The 22,300-nt window shown below is 69.6% G+C and carries 24 protein-coding genes, 4 tRNA genes and 1 pseudogene; 12 read left to right on the top strand and 17 right to left on the bottom strand.

The genetic code is table 11. From position 1 onward, the window contains the following. Positions 1-39 precede the first annotated feature (39 nt). Together ACYVF3_RS04290 and ACYVF3_RS04285 are read right to left on the bottom strand one after the other, a co-directional pair. Positions 40-1,836 carry an endonuclease/exonuclease/phosphatase family protein gene (locus tag ACYVF3_RS04290; protein ID WP_461152947.1) on the bottom strand — a complete coding sequence of 599 codons (1,797 nt, stop codon included), beginning with the start codon at positions 1,834-1,836 and terminating at the stop codon, positions 40-42. 102 nt (positions 1,837-1,938) lie between these two features. Continuing rightward, positions 1,939-2,292, bottom strand: coding sequence for a GatB/YqeY domain-containing protein (locus ACYVF3_RS04285; RefSeq protein ID WP_461152946.1), 354 nt, complete (start codon positions 2,290-2,292; stop codon positions 1,939-1,941). Positions 2,293-2,400: 108 nt separating this feature from the next. Between ACYVF3_RS04285 and ACYVF3_RS04280 the strand changes: the two genes are divergently transcribed. Further along, a complete protein-coding gene (locus ACYVF3_RS04280) occupies positions 2,401-2,682 on the top strand; it encodes a hypothetical protein (RefSeq protein ID WP_461152945.1) in 282 nt (93 codons plus the stop codon). Positions 2,683-2,703: 21 nt separating this feature from the next. Further along, a pseudogene (locus tag ACYVF3_RS04275) lies at positions 2,704-3,624 on the top strand (alpha/beta fold hydrolase); the annotation flags it as partial. A 72-nt stretch (positions 3,625-3,696) separates the two neighbouring features. Here the strand turns inward: ACYVF3_RS04275 and ACYVF3_RS04270 are convergent. The 3 genes from ACYVF3_RS04270 to ACYVF3_RS04260 all read right to left on the bottom strand — a co-directional run bounded on the left by ACYVF3_RS04270 (position 3,697) and on the right by ACYVF3_RS04260 (position 4,963). After that, positions 3,697-3,781, bottom strand: a tRNA-Ser gene (locus ACYVF3_RS04270). 223 nt (positions 3,782-4,004) lie between these two features. Continuing rightward, positions 4,005-4,478 carry a nucleoside deaminase gene (locus ACYVF3_RS04265; protein ID WP_461152944.1) on the bottom strand — a complete coding sequence of 158 codons (474 nt, stop codon included), beginning with the start codon at positions 4,476-4,478 and terminating at the stop codon, positions 4,005-4,007. Then, positions 4,475-4,963 (bottom strand): tRNA adenosine deaminase-associated protein, encoded by a 489-nt coding sequence (locus ACYVF3_RS04260; protein ID WP_145740237.1) that lies wholly within the window; start codon positions 4,961-4,963, stop codon positions 4,475-4,477. The genes ACYVF3_RS04265 and ACYVF3_RS04260 overlap by 4 nt, the downstream gene beginning before the upstream one ends. A gap of 122 nt (positions 4,964-5,085) precedes the next feature. Between ACYVF3_RS04260 and ACYVF3_RS04255 the strand changes: the two genes are divergently transcribed. Next, positions 5,086-6,057, top strand: a complete 972-nt coding sequence (locus tag ACYVF3_RS04255) for a prephenate dehydrogenase (protein ID WP_461152943.1) — start codon at positions 5,086-5,088, stop codon at positions 6,055-6,057. A gap of 145 nt (positions 6,058-6,202) precedes the next feature. Here the strand turns inward: ACYVF3_RS04255 and ACYVF3_RS04250 are convergent, their stop codons facing one another. Further along, the gene (locus ACYVF3_RS04250) at positions 6,203-6,394 is read right to left on the bottom strand and encodes an antitoxin (protein WP_461152942.1); all 192 of its coding nucleotides are present in this window, start codon (positions 6,392-6,394) and stop codon (positions 6,203-6,205) included. Between the two features lie 210 nt (positions 6,395-6,604). On the opposite strand from ACYVF3_RS04250, the gene ACYVF3_RS04245 reads away from it, so the two are divergent. From ACYVF3_RS04245 to ACYVF3_RS04235, 3 genes are all read left to right on the top strand, one after another. After that, positions 6,605-7,288: a TetR/AcrR family transcriptional regulator gene (locus ACYVF3_RS04245; protein WP_461152941.1), complete on the top strand. Its 684-nt coding sequence runs from the start codon at positions 6,605-6,607 to the stop codon at positions 7,286-7,288. A 25-nt stretch (positions 7,289-7,313) separates the two neighbouring features. Continuing rightward, positions 7,314-8,492: a cytochrome P450 gene (locus tag ACYVF3_RS04240; protein ID WP_461152940.1), complete on the top strand. Its 1,179-nt coding sequence runs from the start codon at positions 7,314-7,316 to the stop codon at positions 8,490-8,492. Between the two features lie 136 nt (positions 8,493-8,628). After that, positions 8,629-9,099 carry a YbaK/EbsC family protein gene (locus tag ACYVF3_RS04235; protein ID WP_461152939.1) on the top strand — a complete coding sequence of 157 codons (471 nt, stop codon included), beginning with the start codon at positions 8,629-8,631 and terminating at the stop codon, positions 9,097-9,099. Between the two features lie 110 nt (positions 9,100-9,209). Here the strand turns inward: ACYVF3_RS04235 and ACYVF3_RS04230 are convergent, their stop codons facing one another. Both ACYVF3_RS04230 and ACYVF3_RS04225 read right to left on the bottom strand, forming a co-directional pair. Continuing rightward, a complete protein-coding gene (locus ACYVF3_RS04230; RefSeq protein WP_461152938.1) occupies positions 9,210-9,452 on the bottom strand; it encodes a hypothetical protein in 243 nt (80 codons plus the stop codon). Between the two features lie 152 nt (positions 9,453-9,604). Beyond that, complete coding sequence (locus ACYVF3_RS04225) at positions 9,605-10,672, bottom strand: GlxA family transcriptional regulator (protein WP_461153012.1); 1,068 nt, start codon at positions 10,670-10,672, stop codon at positions 9,605-9,607. Between the two features lie 43 nt (positions 10,673-10,715). On the opposite strand from ACYVF3_RS04225, the gene ACYVF3_RS04220 reads away from it, so the two are divergent. From ACYVF3_RS04220 to ACYVF3_RS04210, 3 genes are all read left to right on the top strand, one after another. Next, complete coding sequence (locus ACYVF3_RS04220; RefSeq protein ID WP_461152937.1) at positions 10,716-11,978, top strand: MFS transporter; 1,263 nt, start codon at positions 10,716-10,718, stop codon at positions 11,976-11,978. An 88-nt stretch (positions 11,979-12,066) separates the two neighbouring features. Beyond that, positions 12,067-12,243 (top strand): hypothetical protein, encoded by a 177-nt coding sequence (locus ACYVF3_RS04215; RefSeq protein ID WP_461152936.1) that lies wholly within the window; start codon positions 12,067-12,069, stop codon positions 12,241-12,243. 280 nt (positions 12,244-12,523) lie between these two features. Beyond that, positions 12,524-12,811 carry a putative quinol monooxygenase gene (locus tag ACYVF3_RS04210; protein ID WP_461152935.1) on the top strand — a complete coding sequence of 96 codons (288 nt, stop codon included), beginning with the start codon at positions 12,524-12,526 and terminating at the stop codon, positions 12,809-12,811. A 42-nt stretch (positions 12,812-12,853) separates the two neighbouring features. On the opposite strand, the gene ACYVF3_RS04205 is transcribed toward ACYVF3_RS04210, so the two are convergent. From ACYVF3_RS04205 to ACYVF3_RS04185, 5 genes are all read right to left on the bottom strand, one after another. After that, complete coding sequence (locus ACYVF3_RS04205; protein WP_461152934.1) at positions 12,854-13,267, bottom strand: hypothetical protein; 414 nt, start codon at positions 13,265-13,267, stop codon at positions 12,854-12,856. Positions 13,268-13,469: 202 nt separating this feature from the next. Then, positions 13,470-13,542 (bottom strand) — tRNA-Arg (locus ACYVF3_RS04200). Positions 13,543-13,584: 42 nt separating this feature from the next. Beyond that, a tRNA-Ser gene (locus ACYVF3_RS04195) sits at positions 13,585-13,674 on the bottom strand. A gap of 80 nt (positions 13,675-13,754) precedes the next feature. Continuing rightward, positions 13,755-15,731: an acetoacetate--CoA ligase gene (locus tag ACYVF3_RS04190; protein ID WP_461152933.1), complete on the bottom strand. Its 1,977-nt coding sequence runs from the start codon at positions 15,729-15,731 to the stop codon at positions 13,755-13,757. Positions 15,732-15,796: 65 nt separating this feature from the next. Then, positions 15,797-16,483: a dienelactone hydrolase family protein gene (locus tag ACYVF3_RS04185; protein ID WP_461152932.1), complete on the bottom strand. Its 687-nt coding sequence runs from the start codon at positions 16,481-16,483 to the stop codon at positions 15,797-15,799. Between the two features lie 322 nt (positions 16,484-16,805). Here ACYVF3_RS04185 and hisC point away from each other — a divergent pair, with 322 nt between their 5' ends. Continuing rightward, positions 16,806-17,858, top strand: coding sequence for a histidinol-phosphate transaminase (gene hisC, locus ACYVF3_RS04180; protein ID WP_461152931.1), 1,053 nt, complete (start codon positions 16,806-16,808; stop codon positions 17,856-17,858). Positions 17,859-18,079: 221 nt separating this feature from the next. On the opposite strand, the gene ACYVF3_RS04175 is transcribed toward hisC, so the two are convergent. The 4 genes from ACYVF3_RS04175 to ACYVF3_RS04160 form a co-directional block, all read right to left on the bottom strand. Then, a complete protein-coding gene (locus ACYVF3_RS04175) occupies positions 18,080-18,478 on the bottom strand; it encodes a hypothetical protein (RefSeq protein WP_461152930.1) in 399 nt (132 codons plus the stop codon). A 49-nt stretch (positions 18,479-18,527) separates the two neighbouring features. Beyond that, on the bottom strand, positions 18,528-19,340 hold the full coding sequence (locus tag ACYVF3_RS04170; RefSeq protein ID WP_461152929.1) for a L,D-transpeptidase family protein: 813 nt from the start codon (positions 19,338-19,340) through the stop codon (positions 18,528-18,530). A gap of 282 nt (positions 19,341-19,622) precedes the next feature. Next, positions 19,623-20,393 carry an ABC transporter permease gene (locus ACYVF3_RS04165; protein WP_461152928.1) on the bottom strand — a complete coding sequence of 257 codons (771 nt, stop codon included), beginning with the start codon at positions 20,391-20,393 and terminating at the stop codon, positions 19,623-19,625. Further along, positions 20,390-21,391 carry an ABC transporter ATP-binding protein gene (locus ACYVF3_RS04160; RefSeq protein ID WP_461152927.1) on the bottom strand — a complete coding sequence of 334 codons (1,002 nt, stop codon included), beginning with the start codon at positions 21,389-21,391 and terminating at the stop codon, positions 20,390-20,392. The genes ACYVF3_RS04165 and ACYVF3_RS04160 overlap by 4 nt, the downstream gene beginning before the upstream one ends. A 136-nt stretch (positions 21,392-21,527) precedes the next feature. Between ACYVF3_RS04160 and ACYVF3_RS04155 the strand changes: the two genes are divergently transcribed. After that, positions 21,528-21,956 carry a MarR family winged helix-turn-helix transcriptional regulator gene (locus ACYVF3_RS04155; protein WP_461153011.1) on the top strand — a complete coding sequence of 143 codons (429 nt, stop codon included), beginning with the start codon at positions 21,528-21,530 and terminating at the stop codon, positions 21,954-21,956. 50 nt (positions 21,957-22,006) lie between these two features. Continuing rightward, a tRNA-Ser gene (locus ACYVF3_RS04150) sits at positions 22,007-22,091 on the top strand. Positions 22,092-22,300: the final 209 nt, after the last annotated feature.

The following is a 22,300-nucleotide window of genomic DNA, read 5'->3' as shown; positions in this document are numbered from 1 at the left end:
ACGTCCTGCGCGCCTGCGAACCTCGCCGCGCGCCGAAGATCACTCCGCGCGGAGCCGGACGACCTGCGGGTCGTGATCGCTGATCTGGTCGGGGAATTCGGCGTTGACGTGCACGACGTCGTAGTCCGCGGCGTGCGGACCGGTCAGCAGGATGTGGTCGAGCTGCTGCGAGTTGCCCTCGTAGACGTAGCTGTAGCGCTCCACCGGCGGTAGCGCGTCGGCGGGCGCGGTCATGGCCTCGGTCAGCGGTGCGAGCGCCGGGGAGAAGCCGTAGTCGTTGAGATCCCCGGCCACCACGATCGAGGCCTGCGGATCGACGGCGAGGGTCTGGTCGACGAACCCGCGCACGGCCTTCGCCTGCTCGGTGCGCTGCTGCTCGGACGACCGGGTCGGCGGCTGGAAGCGCCCGTGCAGCGGCTGGTCCCCACCCTTGGAGCTGAAGTGGTTGGCGATCACGAACACCGGCCGGCCGTGGAACAGGAACTCGCCTGCCAGCGGCTTGCGGCTGTCGGTCCAGGCGGGGTTGGCCGGGTCGATCCGGCCCGGTGAGACGGTCAGCGCGGCCCGGTCGCCGTCGGCCACCGGCTCGACCGGCGTGGTCGCATCGCCGCCGGGCCGGTCGACGAACGACACCCTGGCGGGGTTGAACAGGAACGCGACCCGGATGTTGCCGCCGGGCTCACCGCCGTCGGCGTTGTTGCCCGGGTCGATCTGCCGCCACTGGTAGCGCGGCCCGCCCTCGGCGGCGATGGCGTCGGTGAAGCGCCGCAACGTCTCATCTGCGGCGACCACGCCGTCGTCGGTGGCGCCGGTGTTGTCCTGGACCTCCTCCAGCGCCAGGACGTCGGGTGCCGCGAGGTTCCCGACGACGCCCTGCGCGAGCCGGTCGAACTTGCTCTGGTCGTCGGCCGGGTCGAGGTTCTCGACGTTGTAGGTGGCGACGGCGAGCTCGTCGTCCTGCTGCGCGCGGGTCGTCTCCGGCTGGAGCCCGCCGGGGACGTGCGAGCCCAGCTGCCCGGCTTCCAGGACGTACCCGCCGAAGGAGCTGTAGTCCAGCGGCCCGGAGGTGCTGCCCGACAACCGGTCGCCGACCGCCGCCGACGGGAACTCGTCGGCCAGCAGCGATTCGACCTTGAGGCGTCCCGCGTTGGCGTCGGCGTAGCCGGTGTAGGTGGTGCCGCCGCGCTCGTTGGCGTTCTGCGCGGGCTTGCTGGTGATCCACAGCGACCGGTACTCGTCGGTCGGGCCGACCACGCGCGCGTCGTCCACCCGAAGTGCCATCGCCTCGCGGGATTCGTAGAAGTCGAGCGCGAAGCGCCGGGGTTCGAGCTCGCGCGAGTCGATCGCCCCGCCGGCCGGCGCGTGCTCGACCGGCACGGTGTCCTCGGTCAGCACCTCGGGCGGGATCGCCCCGGTGCCGCTGACCTGCCAGGTCGCCCCGGTCAGCTGGGTGACGGACTGGTTCGGCGTGTTCTCCGGGGTCTGGTCACCGGAGGTGGGGTAGTGCTCAGCGACCGTCCCGGTGACCGCGACCGCGTCGCCCACCGCGACCTGCGGCGCCTGCTCCCCCGTGTAGACGAACAGGCCCTCGCTGGTGCGCGGGTCGGCGTCGGGCCGCGGGTCCTGGAACCAGAACCCGCGCGCCGAACCGGCCGCCCGGACTCCGGTGACCACCCCGGTCACCCCGCTCACCTGCTGCCCGTCGAGCGGCGAGACCCGAGTGGTGCCCTGGATGTCGTGGATCCGAACGGCCTGCTGAGCGGCCCCGACCGAGGCCGCGGCAGGCACGGCGGCGGTGGCGAGCACACCCGTGGCGATCAACGGCAAGACGCGCACGTCACGTTCCCCCTGAGGTCGAAGAGCCGATCAACGCTGACGCTAAGCAGCCAACTCGACGACGAGGTGAACACCGAAGGCCCTGAGCAGAACTCGCCAAGATCACCGGCCGTCGCTTGCGAGGAGACCGGCCAGGACGTCGGCCTCAGCCCGCAACCGGGCCGCCCGGTCCTCCCGCCCGGCCGCGGTCAGCCGCGCCGCGGTCTCCAGGCGCTCCTCCGCCTCCGCGCGCACGATGCCCGCCACGGTTTCCTCGTCGAGCTCGCGCCGCGCGACCTCCGTCGTGCCCGCGCGGACCGGACCGTCCACGGCGGCGCTGAGCTCGACCTCGTCCAGCGGGATGGCCTGGGCGTTGTCCACGGCGGCCAGCGTCGTCCGCAGCGCGTTCACGGAGTTCCGGTCGCGAGCGCGCATCGCCTCGGTCAGCGCCCGCCGCATCTGGGCTCGAAGGGACATGACCAGGACGGTAGAGCGGCCACCACACCACCCTCAACCGAATTTCCCCAGGCCACGGGCACATCCACGCGCCAGGAACTGAGCCGGGCGCTCAGCAGTTGGGTGGGCATGGGGCGATCGAGTGAAACCGGACTCCGCAGGAAGCTCGTCAAGACGCCGGGTCTGAGGTGGCTGCGGCGGCCGGTGGTGTCAGGTGAGCAACGGCAGTTCGACCTGGCCTACGTGCGCGCTGGGCCGAGGAGCGACCGTCCGCTGCTGGTCCTCCCCGGCGGTCCTGGGTTGGCCTCGGTGCTCCCGTACCGCCCGCTGCGCGCGGACGCCACAGCGCGGGGAATGGACACGATCATGATCGAGCACCGCGGTGTCGGCCTGTCCCGCACCGACGGCTAGGGCGCCGACCTCCCGCAGGACGCGTTGACCATGGCGCAGGTGGCCGACGATCTCGCCGCCGTGCTCGACGACTGCGCTGTTGACCGCGCCGTGGTGTACGGGTGTTCCTACGGCGGGCGCTTGGCGCAGGTCTTCGGGGTGAGACATCCCCACCGAGTGGCCGGGATGGTGCTGGACTCCACCGACATGACCGCCGATGACGTGCTCGCTGTCCGCGAGAACACCCGTGCGTTGCTGTGGCGCGGCGAACATCCGAGCACCGCGTCGGTCGCTCGCAGCCTGCGCGCGCTCGTGGATCGAGGCCTCGTGCCCACGCGTGAAACGGGCACCGTCGTGCCGATCATGTACGAGTTCGGCGGAATCCGGGGGCTGGAGCGGCTCTACGCCGAGCTGAACGCCGGTCGCGGTCGGCGGACCTGGCGCGCGGTGCACGGCCTGGCCGAGCGCGAAACCGGTCAGCGGCGCCCGTTCCTGTTGGAGTCAGACCTGGTGGACGTGCTGACCTTCAGGGAACTGCACCGGCGGCCGGAACCCGACGGGCACCCCTTGGACGCCGGGCTGCTGTACAGCGACAAGGCCCCGCACTACCCGCCTTTCCGGGGCGAGCCCTTCGACCCCGTCGCTGAGCTGCCCGAGTTCGACTGGCCGGGCGCGGTGATTTCCGGGGAACGGGATCTGCGGGCTCCCAGGGTGATCGCAGAGCGCCTTGTCGACTTGTTGCCCGACGCGGTGCTGGTCCCCCTGGCCGGCATGGGCCACAGCGCGCTGGACACCCACCGACTGGCCGGGCTCCACGCCGCGCACGCGGTCACCCAAGGCACCCACACCACTCTGCCGGATCGCGCAGACCGCCTCGCGGGACTGCCCCGGCGCGGAGCGTCACGAGTCCTGGGCAACCTGATCACCACCCGCCTGACCGCAGAACGCATTGCCCGCGCATGATTGCTCAGCCGGACCACCCCAGAACAGAGGAAGAGCCGGCCCCCTCGACTGAGGGGACCGGCTCTTCACGAGCGGTAGCGGTGGGATTCGAACCCACGGAGGCTCTCACCTCACGCGCTTTCGAGGCGCGCTCCTTAGGCCGCTCGGACACGCTACCGCCGATAAGGCTACCGGCCGCCCCCTCGAACCCCGCAAAGGGGGGTCCGCCCGCAACCGACCCCCGCACCACCGGCCCCATCCGCGCAGCTCAACGGGGGACGTGCGGGGAGCCGGGCAGTTTTGGTCCGAATTGACCCGACAAAACGGACATCGATCACGGGCGGTTCGGACCAAAACTGCCCACTGGCGAGGTACCAGCACTCCAAGACGCAGGAACCGGGTCAGCGGTGGGTGGCGAAGAACGAGTCGAGGAGGGCGGCCGACTCGTCGGCCAGGACACCGCCCACCACCTCCGGGCGGTGGTTCAGGCGGTTGTCGCGGACGACGTCCCAGAGCGACCCGACGGCTCCGGTCCGGGGTTCCCACACGCCGAAGACGACCCTGGCGACGCGGGAGAGCACCAGCGCGCCGGCGCACATGGTGCACGGCTCGACCGTGACCGCGAGGGTGCAGCCCTCCAACCGCCAGCCGTCCCCGTGCACCTCCGCGGCGGCGCGCAGGGCGAGGACCTCGGCGTGGGCGGTCGGATCGCCGCGGGCCTCGCGCTGGTTGCACGCCTCGGCCAGCACCCGGCCGTCGGCGTCGGCGACCACGGCACCGATCGGCACATCCCCTGTGGACGGTGCTCCGGCGGCCACCCGCAGCGCGGCCCGTACCAGCTCGACGTCGCCGGCGCGGGCCTCGGTGGTGTTCACCGGTATATCTTCTCCAACAGCTTCGAGAAGTCGTCCCCGAACCCGCAGCGCTGGGCGATCATCTCCAGCTGCTCGTCCGGGTAGAGGTCGACCTCCTCGATGATGACCAGCAGCTCGCCCTCGGGAAGGCCCAGGTCCGACAGGACCGCGAGATTGCCCTCCGGCCAGACCTCCTCGTCGTCCTCGTCCGGAGGATCGATGCGCAGCAGGTCGAGCACGTCCGCGGCGATGTCGTAGTCCAGCGCCGCGGCGGCGTCGGACACCAGCAGGTCCACACCTCCCGGAACCGGACGGATCAGCACGAAGAACTCGTCGTCCACATTGCACATTCCGAACACCGCGCCGGTGGAACGCAGCTCGCGCAACGCCGTGATCGAGGCGTCAAGGCCGGTCAGCACCGAGTTGTCCATCTCGCTGCACCGCCACCGCCCGTCTTCCCGGACCACGGCGACGGCGAAGCCTGCGACCGGCTCCTGCACCGTCATGAAGACACCGTAAAGCGTACGAAGGCCACCCGAAAGCACTATTGCGATTGTCGTATCCATCAGGGGATGGAATGCGCTCAACCGGGTGCGTGCGAAGCGGCTCCGTCGGGCAGGATGGACGGATGCGTGCCGTGTGCGTGATCGGACTGGGACTCATCGGCGGATCCGTGCTGCGGGCCGCGTCCGGCGCCGGGCGCCCCGTGTGGGGAGCCACCGCGTCTGAGGCGGATGCCGCCGCAGCGGGCGACGACGGTTTCGAGGTGCTCGAGACCGACGCCGCGCTGCGCCGCGCCAAGCAGGAGGACGCGCTGGTGGTGATGGCGGTGCCGGTGACCGCCGTCCGCGACGTGCTGCGCAGGATCGCCGAGATCCACCCCGGGGCGTGGCTCACCGACGTGGTCAGCGTGAAGGACCCGGTCGACTTCGAGGTCCGCAAGCTCGCGCCGAACGCCCGCTACGCGGGTGGCCACCCGATGTCGGGCACGTCCGACTCGGGGTTCGCGGCCGGCTCGGCCGAGCTGTTCCAGGGTGCCCCGTGGGCGGTCACGATCGAGGAGGCCACCACGATCGAGGCGTGGCGCGAAGCCGCTCAGCTGGCGCTGGACTGCGGCGCCCACGTGGTCCCGACCGGTGCCGCGGCGCACGACGACTCGGTGGCCCGCATCTCGCACCTCCCGCACCTGTTCGCGGCGATCCTGGCGACGGTCGGCGCGGATGGCGGACCGCTCGCGCTGTCACTGGCGGCGGGCTCGTTCCGGGACGGGACCCGAGTCGCGGGAAGCCCTCCGGACCTCGTCAGGGCCATGACCGAGGGCAACAAGGCGGCCCTGCTCGACGCGGTCGACGACGCCCTCGGCCGGCTGGGCGCGGCGCGCGGTTCGCTGGCCTCCACCGGCGGGTTGAAGTCCACAGTGGACTCGGGTCATGACGCACGCGCGCGGCTGGACGCCCTCACGACCGGCGAGGACATGACGACCTCGACCGTGCGGCTGCGCCCGGAAGCCCTGTCCCGCCTGCGCGACCTCGGCGAGCTCGGCGGCCGGGTGACCGCGATCGACGGCGACCAGGCCACCACCCAGGTCCCGATGGGCTGATCCGCGAACCCACCAGAACGCGAAGAAGAGGTCGCCCTGTGCGTTGGGGCGACCTCTTCTATGGCGCGCTCCGACCACTGGTCGGGACCGCTCTCACCTGGTCCCGCCGCCAGCCTCGGACGGAGCGCCGTTGCCTGGGTTGTCCTCACTGGCCGGGAGGCGGCGGGGGCTCTTCCTTCTCGCCCCCGACGTAGCCCTTGCCCTTCTCCACGGCCTGGTCGACCTGCTCTTCGTGGCCGAACTTCTCCTTGGCCATGTCACCGGCCTTGTCCATGCCCTGGTCGACCTTGTCGCTGTGCTCCTTGCCCAGGTTCATCAGCTTGTCCTTGAAGCCCATGGTGCTCCTTCCCCTGCTTCGTGGAAAGCCCTTGTGGTGCCCCTGGCGAAGCTAAGCCCGATAGCTCTTCCCTGCTAGGCGCAACGCCCCTCCGAGGCACGGTTGTTGCCCCTTTCAGGTGACACCTTGTGCGCGATCTCCCGCAGGTCTACCGTGGGTGACCCAGTGACCGGATTTGCGATTCTGGTCAAGAAGTCACGGAGGTAGCGCATGACCCAGCCCGTCGACCGAGCCGACCGCATCCTCGACGCGGCCGGAGAGCTGATGGTCAGGCTGGGCTCCCGCAAGGTCACCATCGACGACATCGCCCGCCGGGCCGAGATCGGCAAGGGCACCATCTACCTGCACTGGCGCACCAAGGAGCAGCTCTTCGAGGCGTTGATCCTGCGCGAGTCCATCGGCATGCTCGACGGGCTGGTGGCGGCGATGCGCGCCGATCCCGCGGAGGCCCTGCCGCACCGGTTCTTCCGCCGCAGCTTCCTCGCCACCATGCACCACCCGTTGATGAAAGCGCTGGTCACCGGGGACACCGAGCTGCTGGGCAGCTTCAAGCACACGGCGAACCAGGGCGAGACGAAGCGGCTCGCCGACCGATACCGAGAACTGATCTTCAAGCACCGGCTGCTGCGCGACGACGTGCCGAACGTCTACCTGGCCGTCACCGCCACCGCGACCGGGTACCACCTCACCGACAACATCAACCCGGAGTTCGCCGAACTCGACGACGAGTCCAAGGCGAACGCGCTGGAGCACACCATCCGGAGCGCCTACGAGCCGGCCGGTGATCCCGATCCCGACTCGCTGGCGACGGTCGCCGACGAGATCGGGAGTCTCTTCGACGAGCTCAACGCGCAATTCCGGGAATGGATTTACACACCACAACGACGCGACTGACCAGCCGCGTGATCGGGGGAAGTCCATGACCGCGCTCGCAGACGCATGGGGAGCCAACACCGCGCAGTTCTGGCTGCGCGGCCAACGGCCCGAGCACGAGGTCGGCTACGACGAGAAGACCGGCATGTGGGACGTCCACGGCTATCCGGAGATCCTGCACGCGCTCAGCGACCCCGCCACCTTCTCCTCCAACACCCAGCGCCTGGTCCCGGAGGCGAGCGGGTTCGCCGAGGGCAACCTCACCCAGCTCGACCCGCCGGACCACCACAAGCTCCGCAAGCTCGTCAGCCACGCCTTCACCCCGAAGGTCGTGGCCGACCTGGAACCGCGGATCGCCGAGCTCACCACCGAGTTGATGGACAGGATGGGACACCGGGCGGAGCTGGTGACCGAACTGGCCTACCCGCTGCCGGTGATCGTGATCGCCGAACTGCTCGGCGTGCCCAGCATCGACCGGGACCAGTTCAAGCGGTGGGTCGACGGGATGTTCAACTCCACCAACAAGGTCGCGCTCAAAGACCGCTCGCCCGAGGACGAGCAGTACTTCGCCGATGCCATGGCGCAGGTCGGTGAGCTCGCGGGCTACCTGGCCGGGCACATCCGCGAACGTCGCGAGCGGCCGCGCGCCGACCTGCTGACCAAGCTCGTCGAGGCCGAGGTGGACGGGGTTCGGCTCACCGACGCCGAGATCACCAACTTCGGCATGGTCCTGCTGGTCGCCGGGCACATCACCACCACGATGCTGCTGGGCAACACGCTGCTGTGCCTGGACGCGCACCCGGACCAGTTCCAGGCGGTGCGGGCGGACCGGTCGCTGGTGCCCGCGGCGATCGAGGAGTCGCTGCGGTTCCTCAGCCCCTTCGCGGCGGTGTCCCGCGTGACCACCGAGGAGACGGAGCTCGGCGGCGTGCGCATCCCGGCCGACCAGATGCTGCTGCTGTGGATCGCGGCGGCCAACCGCGATCCCCGGCAGTTCGCCGACCCCGACGTCTTCGACGTGACCCGGGACCCGAACCCGCAGCTCGGCTTCGGTCGCGGCATCCACTTCTGCCTGGGCGCTCCGCTGGCCAGGCTGGAGGGCAAGGTCGCGTTGAACCTGCTGCTGGACCGCTTCCCGCAACTGCGCACCGACCCGGACGACGCGCCCCGGTTCATGCCCAGCCCGAACATGACGGGGCTGAGCCGGCTCCCGCTGCTGCTTTAGGAGTCGTTGCGGAATGCGGCGGAGCCGTTGCTTCAGGTGTGGGACTCAGCCCGCACCGCCAAGCAAAGTGGTTCTGCAAGAACCCCTTGGAGAGCCCGCTCGCCGTCGTGCCGCGCGGCTCATTAGCCTGCGCGGCATGACCAACACCACTGATGCGTTCACCTCGCGGCTTCGCGAACTCGGAGCCGAGGGCGAGGTCGTCGAGTTCAGCGCGGAGGTGCCGACGGCCGCGGCCGCCGCCGAGGAGCTGGGCTGCGCCGTCGGAGCCATCGCCAACAGCCTGGTGTTCACCGCCGACGGGGAACCGCTGCTGGTCGTGGCCAGCGGCGCTCACCGCGTGGACACCCGCGGGCTGGAACGCTCCCTGGGGATCCGCAAGATCCGGCGAGCGAGTCCGGAGTTCGTCCTGGAGGCCACCGGCCAACCCGTCGGCGGGGTCGGTCCGGTCGGTCATCCGCAGCCGATCCGGACGGTGGTGGACGAGGCGCTGGCGGCGCATCCGACGATCTGGGCCGGAGCGGGCAGCAAGCACGCGATGTTCCCGACGAGCTTTGACGAGCTGCTGCGCATCACCGGCGGGTCGGCGTCCGCGGTCGCGAAATCCTGAACGCCACCGTCAGGGGAGCGCTCTACGCCTCGTGCGACCCCGCACTGGGCCGTTCTCGCGGTTGTCCACCCGCAAAACCACTCTTTCGGATCGGGCTCCGGCACGCTTTGTCACAGAGCGCGGAAGTCACCCTTTTGCGGAATGAATTCGGTCGCCGCGCGCAACGGTTCAGCACCTCGAACACTTTCCGGTGAAGCGCCGGTGACAAATATGCGCATGGCGGCTTCGGCGGGTAAACATTGAATTGCCCGATTTCGGGTCAGCCGGATCCAGAAATCGAACTGGGTCAGCCGAATTGGAAGGAAGGCAATTATGCGCTCGCTGGTTCGCCCCATCGTGGTCGGTGCTTTCATCCTGCCCCTCGCTTTCGCCGGAGCTGGCCTGGCCTCCGCTGGGGAGATGACGGAGCGCGGAGGCTCCTGTCACCACTTCGCGTGCAACTGGTGGGACATCGACACCACCGTTCAGGACAACGACACCGAGACGTCGATCATCAACGCGGGCATCATCGGTTGACCCGACCCCGTGCCGAGGCCCCGCCGACCACACCCGGCGGGGCCTCACCCATGTCCGCCCCATCCGGCGTCACCCCGCGAAATGTCGCCCGGTAAGCGCTCGGGGAAACACCGAGTTCGCTTTGCATGTGCTGTCGCAACGACGCAGCGGTGCCGAATCCTGAATCATTTGCCACTTTTTCAACCGGCTGGTCGGTTTCTTCCAGGAGTTGTCGCGCTCGTTCGATCCGCTGCCTGGTAATCCACTGAACCGGAGAGATTCCGACCTCTTCTCGGAATCGCCGGGTGAACGTGCGCACGCTCAGCGAGTCCTGCGCGGCGAGCTCGCGCAGCGCGAGCGTCCGGTCGAGGTGTTCCAGCGCCCAGGCGCGCGCCCGCGCGGTCGTGGAGATCCGCGGCTCGGGAACCGGACGCCGGACGTACTGCGCCTGCCCGCCTTCCCGGTGCGGCGGGACGACGGTGGTCCGGGCGACCTCGTTGGCCACCGAAGCCCCGTGGTCGCGCCGGATCATGTGCAGGCACAGGTCGATTCCGGAAGCCTCACCCGCCGAGGTCAGCACGTCGCCGTCGTCGGTGTAGAGCACGTCCGGTTCCAGCGCGACCTGCGGGAACAGCCGGCGGAAGTGGTCGCAGGACTTCCAGTGCGTGGTCGCGCGCCTGCCGTCGAGCAGTCCTGCCGCCGCCAGCACGAACGACCCCGTGCAGATCGACGCGATCCGGGCGTCGCGCGGGATCCTGGCGAGCGCGGCCGCGAGGTCGGGCGGCAGCGTCCCCTCGGTCTCCGTCTCGTCCGGCTCGTGGCTGGCAGGCAGGACAACGGTGTGCGCGTCGCCGAGCGCTTCCGGGCCGTGCGCGACCTGGATCGGGAAGTCCGCGTCGGTGCGGATCGAACCGGGAACGACCGCGCAGGTCACGACCTCGTAGAGCGCTTCCCCACCGGGCGAGCGAGCGCTGCCGAACAGCTGGTGGACCAGACCGAGCTCCATCGGCATCACGCCATCGCGCACCAGCACCGCCACCCGAGTCGTCATGGCCCGATCCTTGCACATGTTGGCCATCAGGCCACTCGTCCTGGGCATCGCCGAACCGCAGGGTGAGGTCATGTCTGTTCATCGAGCCTGGTGGGTGGCTTCCGCGGCCGCTCTGGTGATCATCGGAGCCGGTGCCTGCGCGACGACGGCCGGGCTGCTGGTGAGCCCGCTGCACCACGAGTTCGGCTGGCCGCACGGCACGATCAGCGCGGCCGCGTCGGTCAACCTCGTGCTCTACGGGTTGACCGCGCCCTTCGGCGTCGCCGTGATGGATCGCTTCGGGATGCGGCGGATGGTCACCGCGGCCCTGCTGCTGATCGCCGCGGGAGCCGGGCTGACGACGCTGATGTCCGCGCCGTGGCAGTTCGTTCTCGGCTGGGGGCTGCTCGTCGGCACCGGGTGCGGCGCGCTGGCGACGACCTTCGCGGCGCTGGTGGCCGACCGGTGGTTCGCCGCCCGTCGGGGGCTGGTCGCGGGAGCGCTCACGGCCGCCACGGTGTTCGGGCAGTTCGCGCTGCTGCCGGTGTTCTCGCTGCTGGTGGACTTCGACTGGCGCGCCGCCACGAGCGCGCTGGTCGCGGTCGCCCTGCTGGTCGCGCCGCTCGCCTGGGCGGTGCTGCGGGACCGGCCCTCCGACGTCGGCCTCCTCCCCTACGGCGCGACGCGCCCGGAACCGCAGGAACCGGCCGCGTCGGTCTCCCGCGCGGTCCGCGCCCTCCCCTGGCGCAGCGGCGCGTTCTGGCTCCTCGCGAGCACCTTCGCGATCTGCGGCGCGTCCACCAACGGCATCATGTGGACCCACTTCACTCCAGCGGCCCACGACCACGGGATGCCGACCGGGGTCGCGTCCTCGCTGCTGGCGGTCATCGGCGTGGTCAACGTGCTCGGCACGATCGGCTCCGGCTGGCTCACCGACCGCCTGAACCCACGCGTGCTGCTCACGACGTACTACTGCCTGCGAGCGGGGTCGCTGGCACTGCTCCCAGGACTGCTCGGCCCCACCGCGCATCCCGCTCTGATCGCGTTCGCCGTGGTCTTCGGACTGCTCGACGTGGCCACGGTCCCGCCGACCATCGCGCTGTGCCGGGAGCTGTGGGGCTCCGACGGGCCGATCGTCTTCGGCTGGATCAGCGTCGCCCACCAGCTCGGCGCGGGAACGATCGCCCTCGCAGGAGGTCTCGCCCGGGACCTCACCGGCACCTACACGCCCCTCTGGACCGCTGCGGCCCTGCTCTGCCTCACCGCCGCAGCCCTCGCCCTCCGCGTTCCCGCGCCCGTGACCGTGCTCGCAGCGACTCCTCAAGAGCGTGCCGTGGATGACCAGCGGTGCTGACACCGATCTCGTCGGGCGCACGTGATCTTGGCGCGAGAGATGTGCGCCGCCCATGACGAATCGACCGGGTTGCCCGTATCGTCCAGTTATGCGCAACTCGAAGATCCGGATCGCCACCGCCATCGCGGGCGCTGCCTTCGCGCTCGGCACCACCGCAGGCTGCGACTTCGCCCAGCCCCCGCAGCAGGAGGACCAGCAGGAGCAGCAGGACGGCGACCAGCAGCAGGACGACGGTGACGACCAGGAAGACGGCGACGACAACTGACCTGTCGGCCGCGAGAACCCCCTGCACCACAGGGGATTCTCGCGGCACCCCGCCCGTCCGCTGAGGACGGGAGTATTCGGTGTGCCCCGATGCGGTGGGATGGGAGCATCCGGGCATGCCGCTCGGCGACGTGGCCGGCTGGGTCAACGTCGAACTCACCAAGAACGTCGCCGAGATCGGCGTCCTCCGCATCCTCCAGCGCAATTCCTGAGCCACCGATGACTTTCGGTCCGCGCACGAGTCGTCCTGGGCACCTGCCCTGCAGACCCCAGGAGGACCCATGTGGATCATCGCTGGCCATGTGACAGTCGACGCGGAGAAGCGGGATGCTTACGTCGCAGCGCACCGCGACCTCGTCGAGCGCGCCCGGAACGCCCCCGGCTGCCTCGACGTCGCGATCACCGCGGATCCGGTGGATCCGGGACGCGTGAACAACTACGAGCGCTGGGATTCCTGGGACGCGATCGAGGCGTGGCGCGGGCGCGCGCACGCCCCGGACACGGGCATCGAGATGCGCGACGTCGACGTCACGGCGTTCGAGGTGGCCACCACCCGCCCGCCGTTCTGACCGTCTGCGACCAAACCCACTCCGCGAAACGGGTTTTCAGGCTTACGCGCGTTGCGCGCCCCCGCGCGACGCGCGGTACAGCGTCACGGCGGCGACGACCATCAACGTGACCGCCAACGCGACCAGCAGGCCGGACGCGAGTTCCGCGTGGAGCACTCGGCCGCAGTAGAGGCTGGCCATGTTCGTGATGACGCCGTAGATCAGCGCGAGCTGACCGATGGCGAACACCCGCGGACGCCGCAGACCCGCACGACCGGGAGACGGGGCCGTCTTCTTCCGGTGGATCTCCAACCCGAACCCCGCCGACACGGCGACGAGCAGGACGACGAAGGCCACCCAGAACCACGGCGTGACGACCTTGGCGAGCTGGAAGTACAAGCACCACCCCAGAGCGAGGAACGCGACGACCACGCTCGCGGCCAGACCCACACCGACGCTCTTCCCGGCGCTGAACATGCTCACACTCCCCATGATCGTTTTCCCGACCACGGTAAGCGCCAACCCGATCACAACGCCGCCCCCGATGAAGAACCGAAACCGGATCGCGTCGAACCGCTCCCCCGCCGAGCGAGGACAACACCGCAGCGAGATCACCACGGCTACCCCGAAAAGCAAGAAACCCCCTGCGAGAGGGGGTTTCTGCTGTCTCGACCAGACGTGCGCCCGTAGGGATTCGAACCCCAAACCTTCTGATCCGTAGTCAGATGCTCTATCCGTTGAGCTACGGGCGCTTGTTCAATTGTCGGGTCCTACCCCGTAGGGTAGGGCCCTTGCGGAGGCTCCGGGATTTGAACCCGGGAGGGGGCGTAACCCCCAACCGCATTAGCAGTGCGGCGCCATAGACCAGACTAGGCGAAGCCTCCCGGCGTCCTTCGCGGCCACCGGAGAAAACTTTACACACCACCTCCGGGCCCGAGAACAGGGGGGTCCCCCTCTCACCCGCTCACCCCTCCGAGTCGCCGCTGAACTGCACGAACGGATCCAGCGCCGAGGGGTTGAGCAGGGCGTCGCGGCTGACGGCTCGTTCCGGCGGGGTTCCGGCGAGGATCTTCTTCACCGGCACCTCCAGCTTCTTGCCGTTCAGGGTGCGCGGAACCTCGTCGACGACGACGAAGCGGTTCGGCACGTGGCGCGGTGAGAGCTCGGTGCGCAGAGCGTCCTTCAGATCGCCGATGACGTCGGGCAGCTCCACCCCCTCCGCCAGGACCAGGAAGCACAGGAGTTGGCCGTCGGTCTCGCCCGCACCGGAGGTGTCGATCACCAGCGAGTCGGCGATCTGATCGAAACCCTCCACCACGCGGTAGAACTCGGCCGTGCCCATCCGGATGCCACCGCGGTTGAGAGTCGAATCACTCCGGCCGTAGATCACCAGCGAGCCCCGGTCGGTCATCCGGACCCAGTCCCCGTGCCGCCACACGCCCGGGAACTCGTCGAAGTAGGCCTCACGCAAGCGGGTTCCGTCCGGGTCGCTCCAGAAGAACACCGGCATCGTCGGCATCGGCTTGGTCAGCACCAGCTCGCCGACCTCCTCGTGCAGCTCCTTGCCGAACTCGTCGTAGGAAGCCGCCGCGGCGCCCAGCATCGGGCAGGAGATCTCGCCCAGCCACACCGGGACGTCCGGGCTCGCGCCGACGAACGCCGTGCACAGGTCCGTGCCACCGGAGACGCTCGCGATCTGCACGTCCGAACCGATCGCGTCGGCGACCCAGCGGAACCCGTCGGTGCTCAGCGGAGCACCGGTCGAACCGACCGCGCGCAACGCCGAGAGGTCGAAGTCGTCCTTCGGGCGCAGCTCGCGCTTCAGGCAGCTCTGGATGAACGGCGCCGACGTGCCGAAGTAGTTCACCCGGTACCGGGCCGCCAGCTCCCACAACGACGACAGCGACGGGTAGCCCGGACTGCCGTCGAAGAGCACCAGCGTGGTTCCGGTCAGCAGGCCGCCGATGAGGAAGTTCCACATCATCCAGCCGGTGGTGGTGAACCAGAAGAACCGGTCCCCCGACCCCAGGTCGCAGTGCAGGCCGACGGCCTTGAGGTGTTCCAGGACCATGCCGCCGTGGCCGTGCACGATGCCCTTCGGCAAACCCGTCGTGCCCGACGAGTACAAGATCCACAGCGGGTGGTCGAAGGGCACCGCGGTGAACTCCAGCGAGGCGCCGCGGTGGTGGGCCAGCAGCTCCGACCAGTCCAGCGCGCCGGGCAACGCGTGGTCCTCGCCGAGGTAGTCGATCAGGACCGTCGCGGCCAGGTCCGGCATCTCCGCGCGCAGCTGGTCGACGGTCTCGCGGACGTCGAAGCGGCGACCCCCGTAGCAGTAGCCGTCCACGGCGATGAGCACCTTCGGCTCGATCTGCACGAAGCGGTCGGCGACGGCGCGGACGCCGAAGTCCGGGGAGCACGACGACCAGGTGGCGCCCAGGCTCGCAGCGGCCAGGAACGCCACCAGCGTCTCCGGGCTGTTCGGGGCCAGCGCGGCGACCCGGTCACCCGCGCCGACGCCCAGCTCCGCGAACGCGGAACGCGCGGCGGCGACCCGGTTGCGCAGCTCGCCGTAGCTGATCTCCTCGCTGAGCCCGTCCTCGCGCACGAAGACGACCGCGAGGTCCTCATCGCCCTTGCCCTCACCGTCGCGCAGCGCGTGCTCGGCGTAGTTCAGCGTGGCGCCCGGGAACCAGCGAGCGCCCGGCATGACCTCCTCGACCAGCACCTCATCGGCGCGGTCGTGAAAGGAGACGTCGAAGAACTCGGCGATCGCCGACCAGAAGGCGGGCACGTCGGCCACCGACCACTCCCACAGGGCGCGGTAGTCCGCGAGGTCGAGCCCGCGCTCCTCGCGCAGCCACGAGCGGAAGGCGGCCATCCGGCTCTCGGCCACTCGTTCCGGGCTCGGTTCCCACAACAGCTCCGGTGCGGTCGTCATGGGCTACTTCCTAACCCACCGGAGCGGGATCCTGCCAGGGCGAACGTCACCCTCGTCGGAGCAGTTCAGCGAAGGTGCAGGTCGAACCAGTTGCGGGCGCGTCGCAGGGCCTCCGCCGCGGCGTCCGGGTCGAGGTCGAAGCGGTGGCCGGCGCCCGGGTAGCGGACGACGTCGGTGGCGACCTCGGCGGCGTCGGTGACCTCGCGGAGCTTGTCGACCTCACCGGCCTCGACGTCGTCGCCGTAGATGCCGAGCCACGGGCACGCGAGCTCGCCCGCGACGTCCACCAGCGGCGGGAGCGCCGACGAGAGGGGTTCGAGGATGCCGGTTCCGCCGACGCTGACCGCGGCGCCGATCGACCGGTTCGAGGCGACCACCAGAGCCGCCGAGCCGCCGATGTCGAAGCCCATGATCCCCTGCCGGTCGACGGGAACGCCCTGGTCGGACAGCCACAGGAACGCCGCGTCGGTGTCGGCCAGGATCGACTCGCCCGAGAGCTTCCGGACCTGCTCGTGCTCGCTCTGGTCGTCGGCGACCTCGTCGGCGCCGTCGCGGTGGTAGAGGTGCGGTGCCACGGTCAGCCAGCCCTCCTGAGCCAGGACCCGGCAGAGCTTGCGGACCCGCTCCGTGATTCCGCGCGCCTCGTGCAGGAAGACGAGGCCCCCGCGCACCACGTTGTCGGGCTCGGCGACCGTGAGCCGCAACCCCGTGCCGTCGGTGAGCGAGATCGTCTCGGTACGGGTTTGGATCATGCCCGGCAGGTAACCACACGTATGTGAACGCAGGGCAACAGCGTCATCCATACGGACCAACAGCCGATCGAAGAGGACCACATCGGGTGCTGGTGGTGGCGAAGAGCGCGGGCAGCGGGCGGTTTTGGTCCGAACCGTCCATGATCAATGTCCGCTTTGCCCGGTCAATTCGGACCAGAACCGCCCGCCTCCCGGACCCCCGACGGCCGGGACGGCTCCGCAGTGCCGGGTCGTGCCGGAGGCGGGAAGCGGACAGCGGTGGTGTGGCGGTGGGGCGCGGCGGGATAACGTCGCTGGTGACGGATCGAGGTAGGAGATGTCGATGAGCGTGCGCACCCGTGCCGACCTGGAGCAGTTGCCGCCCTACGTGGCGGGCCGGACCGTTCCCGGTTCGATCAAGCTGGCCAGCAACGAGGTCTCCGAGGGGCCGTTGCCGAGCGCGGTGACGGCGATCAACGACGCCGCGACGGAGGTCCACCGCTACCCCGACATGGGGGTCAGCGCCCTGACCGAGGCGCTGGCCGCGCACTACGACGTCGCGCCCGAGCGGATCGCGGTCGGCTGCGGTTCGGTGGCGCTGTGCGAGCAGCTGGTGCAGGCGACCTGCACCGCCGAGGATGAGGTCATCTTCCCGTGGCGGTCGTTCGAGGCCTACCCGATCATCACGCAGGTCGTCGGGGCCAAGCAGGTCAAGGTGGAGCTGACCGGTGACCACGCCCTGGACCTCGAAGCGATGCTGGCCGCGATCACCCCGGCAACGCGCCTGATCTTCGTGTGCACGCCGAACAACCCGACCGGAACGCTGGTCCGCGCGGCCGAGCTGGACGCCTTCCTGGACCGGGTGCCCGAGGACGTCCTGGTCGTGCTCGACGAGGCCTACTTCGAGTTCGTCGACTCCCCTGACGCGCCGGACGGCGTGGAGATCTCGCGGGTGCGCGACAACGTCGTGTCGATGCGGACCTTCTCGAAGGCCTACGGCCTGGCCGGGTTGCGCGCCGGGTACGCGATCGGCCCGGTGAAGGTCGCCGAGACACTGCGCAAGGTCACGATCCCGTTCAGCGTCAACGCCCTCGCCCAAGCTGCGGCGATCGCCTCGCTGCAGGCGCAGGACGAGCTCCGCAGGCGCTGCGCCGACGTGATCGCCGAGCGCGGGCGGGTTCACCGGGAACTGGTGGCGATGGGCTACGAGGTGCCGGAGACGCAGGCCAACTTCGTGTGGCTGCCGCTCGGTGATCGCACCGGTGACTTCAACGAGCACTGCCTGGAGAACCGGGTCGTGGTGCGGGCTTTCGCCGGAGACGGGGCCCGGGTGACCATCGGTCAGGCGCACGAGAACGACGCGTTCCTGGCGGCCGCGAAGTCCTTCGGAAGCTGACTCGGCGAAAAGGAGCAACGGTGGTGGCCGGCGAAGAGAGGGGGAGTGACTTCGCCGACCGCCACCGCTGCGGATGCGATCGTTTGAGCCGAAACGACCGCACTTTTCTACGCGTAGCGATCTACGCAGCACCGGAATGTAGTGGCGGGCCAGGCCTGCCGCTACAAAAGCGGCAGGTGTTCCACCCGTTCAGGTGGCTGGCCCATCCGTCCGAGTGAAATTCAGCCGGTCACCGCGTGGTGGCCCTGCACCGCAACGGGTGCCGGAGCCTCGGGCAGCGTCTCGCTCGGGGGAGTCTCGTCGTTCGGCGGCTGCTCGGTGGGCGGCGTCGGCTCGGTCTCCGGCGGCTCGGTCGGCTCCTCGGCCGGCGGCTCGCTCGGGCCCTCCTCGATCGGAGCGTTGGCGCACACCACGTTCTGCGGCGAGGCGATGGGCACGACCGCGCCGAGGATGGCGATGTTGTTGCCGCACAGCTGGATCGGCAGCAGGCTCAGGTTGTTGTCGTTGCCGACGTTCACGCCGTCGTTGTCGGTGCTGTCGGCGAACGCCTGGGTGCCACCGATGACCATGCTCGCGGTGCCCATGGCCAGCGCGCCCGCCAGATAAGCAGTCTTGCGCATAGATCGCTTCCTCTTCCTTTTCCTCGGGGGAATTCCTCCTGCGGCGCGGTCACCGCAGGTGGACGAGCGTGCCCAGTGGCAGCGTTGCCAGCAGGCGCAGCGCGTCATCGGGAACGCGGACGCAGCCGTCGCTGCTGGCCTGGCCGAAGACCGAGGGGTCCGGCCAGCCGTGCAGCGCGACCGTGCCCGGTCCGCCTCCGTACGTGCTGAAGGTGTTGGAGTGGATGCCCAGCGGCAGGATGATCGGGCTGAACTTGGTGACCGTCTCTTCGATCGCGGCCATGATGTAGGTGCGTCCGCGCGGCGTCGGTGAATCCGACGCCCCGACTCCGACGACCCATTCGCCGATCACGGCGCCGTTCCGGCGCACCATGAGCTTGCGCGCGTCGACCTCGACGTCGACCACGTAGGGAGTGCGGGCGCGTTCGACCTGCTCGTTCACCTGCACCCAACCGGTGGCGCCGTTGGGCCTGGAGGGCAGCAGCACCTGCGCCCACCCGCCGCGTTCGGCGATCACCGGCACCCACGTCGGGTTGTTCAGCTGCTTGGCGGGCAGCTTCGCGAACACCGGACCATCGGGCGACTGGTGCACGCCCACATCGGTGAGAACCCGCAGCAGCACCCCGCCGTTCGCCCCGGCCGGATCGGGATCCTGCGGGGCGGTGGGGAAATCGGTGAAGGTGGTGGAGTCGGCCTGCATCCCCAGGTCCGCCCTGGCCATGGCGTAGGGCGGGCGTTCGACCGGCGCGGCACCCGGATGCGGGGCGCACCCGGTCATCGCGAGGCATGCCAAGCCCAGCGCGGCGGCAGTCAGCGACCGCGCCACGCGTGCGGTGCCGCCGGCTGTGCGACGTAGGCTCATCATCGGCTCCTGGCCCGTTGGCGCTGTGGTCCTCCGAACCGAAACGTCTTCTGGTGCCCGGAGGTCGGCTTCTGATCGGAGAGATCAAATGCCAACGGGAAGCTATCCGCGCTCCCCCGCGCCACCACACCGGCCTGCGCTTCGCCGAAGACCCCCATTCGGCGCCTGAGCTGCGAAAACGTGTTCGCTCACGGAACGAGTGGGACTCGTTACGGAGAGCTGATCACCTGATGGTGTGGATCTTTTCCCTCGTTCGAGCGACGACGCGCCCCGGAACACCACTCAGTCGAGAGCGCGGCGCAGGAAGAACCTGATGCCCAGGGTGCCGAACAGCAGCAGCGCGAACAGCAGCGCCACCACGCAGACCCACGGAGCCATGTGCGGGATCCCCGGCAGCAGCGCCCCGCGCATGCCCTCGCTGACGTAGGTCAGGGGGTTGATCGCGCACAGCACCTGGAACCAGCGCAGGTGCTGCAGTTGAGCCCACGGGAACTGGGTCGCGCCGGTGAACATCAGCGGAGCCAGGATCACCGCGAACATGATGTTGATGCGCCGCGGAGGCACCGCGGCACCCACCGTCAGCCCGACCGCGGCGCCGGCCCCCGAGCCGAGCACCATGCACAGCAACGCGAACGGCAAGCCGGACAGGTCCCAGTCGATCCGGCCGAGCATCCACATGCCCAACGGCACCATCAGCACCGCCGCGAACAGGCCGCGCAGCGCTCCGAAGAGCATCTTCTCCACCGCCACCCAGCTGATGGGCAGCGGCGCCAGCAGCCGGTCCTCGATCTCCCGCGAGTACGAGAAGTCCAGGACCAGCGGGAACGAGGTGTTCTGCAGCGCCACCAGGAACGCGTTGAGCGCGATCATCCCGGGCAGCAGGACCTGCGCGTAGCCGGGCTGGGTGTAGCCGAGCTCGCCGAGGACCTTGCCGAAGATGAACAGCAGCGCCACCGGCTGCACCAGCACCTGCGCCAGGAAGCTCGGCAGCTCCCGGCCGGTGACGAAGACGTCGCGGCCGAGCACGGCGAGGAACGCGCGAACCGAAGTCATCGCAGCTCCCGCCCGGTCAGGTCGATGAAGACGTCTTCCAGCGTCGCCGAGCCCAGCGACAGGTCGCTGATCGGGATCCGCTGCTGGTGCAAGGTCTGCGCGATCGGGCCCAGCAGCGCAGCGGGTTCGGCGCCGACGTAGAGCCGCATCCGCAGCTCGGCGTCGGCGCCGCCGATCCGCTCGACCTGCTGCACACCGTCGACCTCGGCGAGCAGGTCGGAGATCTTGTCCGGCTCGTAGCCGTCGGGGAGAACGGTGGCGTCGATCGTCCCGCTGCCGGGCAGCGAGCGGATCAGGGCCTCCGGCGTGTCCAGCGTGAGCAGCTTGCCGTGGTCGACGACGCCGACCCGGTCGGACAGCTTCTCCGCCTCGTCCATGTCGTGCGTGGTCAGCACGACCGTGACGCCTTGGTCGCGCAGGTCGTTGATGCGGTCGTGGACGAACAGCCTCGCCTGCGGGTCCAGGCCGGTGGAGGGTTCGTCGAGGAACAGCACCTCGGGCTTGTGGATCAGCGCGCGGGCGATCATCAGCCGCTGCGACTGACCGCCGGAGAGGTCGTCGACGCGGGCCTTGGCCTTGTCGGTGAGACCCATCCGGTCCAGCAGCTCGTCGGCCAGCCGATGTCGTTCGGCGCGCGGAACCCCGTGGTAGTTGGCGTGCCAGATGAGGTTCTGCCGCGAGTCCAGGGAGCGGTCCAGGTTGACCCGCTGCGGCACGACGGCGACCTTGCTGCGCGCGCCCACCGGATCGGCCGCCACGTCGACCCCGGCGACGATCGCCGTGCCGCTGCTCAGCTGGACGCGGGTGGTGAGGATGCCGACGGTCGTGGTCTTGCCCGCCCCGTTGGGGCCGAGCAGCCCGAAGACCTCTCCCGCGCGCACCTGGAAGGAGAGCCCGTCGACAGCGTTGGAACGGCTCTTGGGATAGCGCTTGACCAGCTCGTTGACCTCGACCGCGACCGTCACATCGCCCCCTCGCTCGGGTTCGATGTTAGTCATGGGAACCGGAGGTCAGGCAATCCAATTTAGTTCGGAGGCTCACGAGTCGATCCCGAAGCACGCATCAGCTCGGTAGCCTGACCGGGTGAGTGAGGCGACGACCGAACAGCTGACCCCCTGGCTCGGCGACACGGAGATGACGGCGTGGCGCTCCTACATCGTGGGCAGCGCGCTCCTGGAGCACAGGCTCAACCGGGAGCTGCAGGTCACCCACGGCCTGTCGATCGCCGACTACGAGATCCTGGTCTCGCTGTCGGAGGTGCCGGACATGCAGATGCGCATGAGCGAACTGGCCGCAGGCATCGCGCACTCCAAGAGCCGCATGTCCCACCAGATCCGCAGGCTGGAGCGCGAGGGCCTGGTGCGTCGCCAGGAGTGCCCGGAGGACGGCCGCGGCGTCCTCGCGGTCCTCACCGACAAGGGCATGGCGAAACTGCGCGAAGCGGCCCCTTCGCACGTCCAGGGCGTCCGCGAGCACATGATCGACCTGCTCGAACCCGACGAGCAGAAGACCCTGGGAGCGATCTTCACCCGCCTCACCGGCCACCTCCGCAGCATCGAATGACCCCGGACCGGCTGTAGGCCGACCACCCGCAGTTGGCTACGCTGCGCCGTGGAAGCGTGGCAGAGCGGCCGAATGCACTCGCCTTGAAAGCGAGCGTCGGGAGACCGACCGCGGGTTCGAATCCCGCCGCTTCCGCTCAGCTGACCAGCACGAACAGGGCCCGGCGGGGATCTTCCTCGCCGGGCCCTGTCGCTGCTCGTCTCAGTTTTGGTAGCAGTTTCGCTGTCAGGCGGTCCGCGACGGCCCGGAAGTCACTTGTCGAGACGCCTTGGACCGGCGGGTTGCTCGGGGCTGCTGAAGGTTTCTGTGACGGTTGGTCAGGCGGCTTGGTGGGTCGTTGTGGT

This window comes from Saccharopolyspora tripterygii (assembly GCF_054778355.1).
The sequence above is the reverse complement of the archived record's forward strand: the minus strand, read 5'-3'. Positions and strand labels throughout refer to the sequence as shown.

Excerpts from the sequence above, each read along its gene's own strand:
- ACYVF3_RS04185 (WP_461152932.1), bottom strand. The coding sequence starts at position 16,483 with ATGATCCAAACCCGTACCGAGACGATCTCGCTCACCGACGGCACGGGG.
- ACYVF3_RS04280 (WP_461152945.1), top strand. The coding sequence starts at position 2,401 with ATGGGGCGATCGAGTGAAACCGGACTCCGCAGGAAGCTCGTCAAGACG.
- ACYVF3_RS04160 (WP_461152927.1), bottom strand. The coding sequence starts at position 21,391 with ATGACTAACATCGAACCCGAGCGAGGGGGCGATGTGACGGTCGCGGTC.
- ACYVF3_RS04225 (WP_461153012.1), bottom strand. The coding sequence starts at position 10,672 with ATGGCCAACATGTGCAAGGATCGGGCCATGACGACTCGGGTGGCGGTG.
- ACYVF3_RS04250 (WP_461152942.1), bottom strand. The coding sequence starts at position 6,394 with ATGGGCTTCAAGGACAAGCTGATGAACCTGGGCAAGGAGCACAGCGAC.
- ACYVF3_RS04155 (WP_461153011.1), top strand. The coding sequence starts at position 21,528 with ATGACGGCGTGGCGCTCCTACATCGTGGGCAGCGCGCTCCTGGAGCAC.
- ACYVF3_RS04165 (WP_461152928.1), bottom strand. The coding sequence starts at position 20,393 with ATGACTTCGGTTCGCGCGTTCCTCGCCGTGCTCGGCCGCGACGTCTTC.
- ACYVF3_RS04175 (WP_461152930.1), bottom strand. The coding sequence starts at position 18,478 with ATGCGCAAGACTGCTTATCTGGCGGGCGCGCTGGCCATGGGCACCGCG.
- ACYVF3_RS04215 (WP_461152936.1), top strand. The coding sequence starts at position 12,067 with ATGCGCAACTCGAAGATCCGGATCGCCACCGCCATCGCGGGCGCTGCC.
- ACYVF3_RS04220 (WP_461152937.1), top strand. The coding sequence starts at position 10,716 with ATGTCTGTTCATCGAGCCTGGTGGGTGGCTTCCGCGGCCGCTCTGGTG.
- hisC (WP_461152931.1), top strand. The coding sequence starts at position 16,806 with ATGAGCGTGCGCACCCGTGCCGACCTGGAGCAGTTGCCGCCCTACGTG.
- ACYVF3_RS04210 (WP_461152935.1), top strand. The coding sequence starts at position 12,524 with ATGTGGATCATCGCTGGCCATGTGACAGTCGACGCGGAGAAGCGGGAT.
- ACYVF3_RS04190 (WP_461152933.1), bottom strand. The coding sequence starts at position 15,731 with ATGACGACCGCACCGGAGCTGTTGTGGGAACCGAGCCCGGAACGAGTG.
- ACYVF3_RS04205 (WP_461152934.1), bottom strand. The coding sequence starts at position 13,267 with ATGTTCAGCGCCGGGAAGAGCGTCGGTGTGGGTCTGGCCGCGAGCGTG.
- ACYVF3_RS04170 (WP_461152929.1), bottom strand. The coding sequence starts at position 19,340 with ATGAGCCTACGTCGCACAGCCGGCGGCACCGCACGCGTGGCGCGGTCG.
- ACYVF3_RS04255 (WP_461152943.1), top strand. The coding sequence starts at position 5,086 with ATGCGTGCCGTGTGCGTGATCGGACTGGGACTCATCGGCGGATCCGTG.
- ACYVF3_RS04245 (WP_461152941.1), top strand. The coding sequence starts at position 6,605 with ATGACCCAGCCCGTCGACCGAGCCGACCGCATCCTCGACGCGGCCGGA.
- ACYVF3_RS04285 (WP_461152946.1), bottom strand. The coding sequence starts at position 2,292 with ATGTCCCTTCGAGCCCAGATGCGGCGGGCGCTGACCGAGGCGATGCGC.
- ACYVF3_RS04230 (WP_461152938.1), bottom strand. The coding sequence starts at position 9,452 with ATGAAAGCACCGACCACGATGGGGCGAACCAGCGAGCGCATAATTGCC.
- ACYVF3_RS04235 (WP_461152939.1), top strand. The coding sequence starts at position 8,629 with ATGACCAACACCACTGATGCGTTCACCTCGCGGCTTCGCGAACTCGGA.
- ACYVF3_RS04260 (WP_145740237.1), bottom strand. The coding sequence starts at position 4,963 with ATGACGGTGCAGGAGCCGGTCGCAGGCTTCGCCGTCGCCGTGGTCCGG.
- ACYVF3_RS04240 (WP_461152940.1), top strand. The coding sequence starts at position 7,314 with ATGACCGCGCTCGCAGACGCATGGGGAGCCAACACCGCGCAGTTCTGG.